Genomic DNA, 2,925 nt, shown 5'->3' with positions numbered 1-2,925 from the left:
CCAAACAGTACGCTTGGCTATAACATTGCCCGGGACCGCATGTATACCATCCTGGATAATGAGGATGGGTATGTGGTTGGGGTATATACCTACTACGAAGTTCCGGTTGATCCAAATTCTTCAACGCCTCGCGCAGATGCTTATCAGAACGGGCAGGGTATGAATGCGGAGCATCTATGGCCGCAATCGAAGGGAGCAGATTCAGGCCCGCCCAATAGTGATCTCCACCACCTCTATTCTACAGAAATCCGGGTCAATGCTGATCGCGGAAACCTAAAATTTGGCACGATCCCCGATGAAGAGACTGACTTGTGGTACAACAAAGAAGTGGAAGAAAACACCGGGAATATATATACCAGTACGCCCCCTCCTGAAAGTGAGCGCCCTTTTTACAGTAAACGAAAAAACGGCGACAGGTTTGAAGTGAAGCTCGACCGAAAAGGAGATGTGGCCCGGGCGATATTTTATTTCTACACAATTTACCGGGATGTAGCGGATTCCGAAGGCCCGGGTTTTTTCGACTCCATGGATGAGGCTCTACGCGAATGGCACAACCTGGACGAAGTGGACAGCTATGAAGTCTGGAGATCGGAATCAATTGAAGATTGGCAGGGCAATGTGAACCCCTTTGTGATGGACACTACATTGGTTCGCCGGGCATATTTTACCGAAGATGGCGGTACGGACCCCGATCCCGATCCGGAATTTGAGGAGATTTTTACTGAAACATTCGGCACCGTTTCGTCAAGTACCGATATTTCCGCACACCAGTTTGATAATGCAGGTTTTACATTTGAGGGAAACGGAGATATCCGGGAATCCCTGCCTTCGGAAGGGTATGAAAATGCAAGCGGCAACGCCCAGGTGTTTATGAATCTTGGGGATCGGTTTGTTACAATTTCAGGAATCGATTCGGAAGGGTACGAGCAGTTGGCGCTTCAGTTTGGTGTGTATGCTAACAGTTCCACACCATTTGTGATTGAATATAGTACGGATCTTGGCGAAAACTGGCAGTCTCTGCAGAATGTTCCCGCACAGACGGCCAATACCTGGACGCAATTGCGTTTAGAGGAACCGGGTTTGCCATCTGCCGAACAGCTGGCTATTCGTTTTTCAAAAAGCGGCGGGCAGCAGTATCGTTTAGATGACGTACGTCTTGAAGGGGTGGCCAGGGAAACAACTGCAAATGAGCCGGGGAGTGAACTTGCAGATCAGGTAGCTCTGAACCAAAACTATCCCAACCCATTTAACCCTGCCACAACGATCGAGTTTGAACTGCCGCGGCAACAGGATGTGAAGCTGGCTATATATGATATGCTTGGTCGGGAAGTGAGTCTGCTTGCAGACGGTATCCATTCATCCGGAAATCATATCTACAGCTGGGATGCCTCAAATTTTAGCAGCGGAATCTATATCTACACACTTGAAACCGGTTCGCGAAGAATTACGCGGAAAATGACACTCATGAAGTAATTTGCTCTTCTCTGGTGTCACTACCAGTAAATTAGTATGTGTAAAATAAGACTTAACTAATTGATAATAATTACTTTGCGTACTTAGCGAACTTGGCGGTGATTATACTGGGCAGGTGTATTTCTGAGGGAAAACCAATGGAAGGGGCACAAAACAATGATTATTCAGCGATGGAGGGACTTTGCCGTCAAAACCTTCGGAGTAAGGTTGCTCTTTGCATGTCATAAAAACAAATGACACAACTAATGTAAATCTCACGCTTTTAGTGAAAGGTTCATAAAATTTTATCCGTGAAGAGAGGCTTAGCTTTGGGATGTAAGGTTCTATGGATTGTTAATGTTAACAATTTCCGAAGCTCATGAAAAAACTTACTCTGCTTGTCTCTGTATTCGTTTTAGTTAGCTCCCCAATCCTTTCAGCACAAGATCATCCCCTAACATCCTTTGGGTTGGGCATGGATGGCGTGGTAACTTCCGTTGCTTCTGATGCAAATGGGAATTTTTATTTTGGAGGACTCTCGTCAGTTGCCGGTACAACCGATATTCAGAATATTATAAAATATGACGGTGAGAACTGGGTAAATATTGGCCGTACGGCATCATTTGCAACGTTCGTGCGGGATATGGAAGTTGCCGGCGAGTATCTTTATGTCGCTTTTCAACGGTCCAATGCCACATCATCAACCAATGAAATCATCACCCCTGGAGGCGCAACAATCAGTGTCGAATCAGGTTTAGGGGCTTACCATATCCCCTCCGGGACCTGGGTAGAGGTTGAACTACCTGATGGTGAACGTTACAACTTCTTCAGCCTGACCAGTAACGGAGCTACAGCTTATGCCGGAACAGGAAGAATTTTTACTTTAGTGAATGGTGTAGCAGATTATGTTGCTCCGGGAAAACCGTATTCAGAATGGAGTTTTAGCGGGGGGACCTTAAATAGTATTGAATATCACGACGGAAAAATCTATGTAGCTGGACGATTTGCCCGCTTGTATAACCATGAAGATAATGAAGACCCATCTGTTGAAACACGTCATGTGGCTGTATTTAACCTGGAAACCAATTCGTGGGAGGCGATGGGAGAAGGTTTTTCAGACCGTGTAAAATCTATCCATATAACCGATGAGGGTGAGATTTATGCCGGAGGGGAGATGGAGGAGATTCTGGATGGAGAAAATCCCATAACCACAAACGGTTTTGCAAAGTGGGATGGAGCAGGACATTGGGAGCCGGTTGGCCAGGGGATCGATCCGGAAGAATCTTCAAGCAGAATTGAAAGCATAACCTCTGAGGGAGAGAATGTATATGTGGCCGGCAGATTTGAGTATGTTTTGCAATCGGACGGGACAGAAGTTGAAACGAACAATTTTGCTGTTTGGAATGGCCAGCAGTGGTCATTGGATGAGTTTGGTAACTCAATAACCGGATCAGGAGTTAAATGGGAAATCAG

2 protein-coding genes are annotated in these 2,925 nt (G+C 46.0%); both read left to right on the top strand.

Annotated features, from left to right (window positions below; all coding sequences use genetic code 11):
- The coding region (locus ACESM0_RS13560) for an endonuclease (protein ID WP_372906739.1) at window positions 1–1,473 on the top strand (1,473 nt) is incomplete at its 5' end.
- Window positions 1,474–1,831: 358 nt separating this feature from the next.
- On the top strand, window positions 1,832–2,925 hold a 1,094-nt coding region (locus tag ACESM0_RS13555), incomplete at its 3' end, for a hypothetical protein (RefSeq protein WP_372906738.1).

The sequence above is a fragment of the Rhodohalobacter sp. genome, from assembly GCF_041686455.1.
In the GTDB taxonomy this organism is placed as follows: domain Bacteria; phylum Bacteroidota; class Rhodothermia; order Balneolales; family Balneolaceae; genus Rhodohalobacter.
Note: the sequence above shows the minus strand (reverse complement) of the source record. Positions and strands in the feature narration are given on the sequence as shown.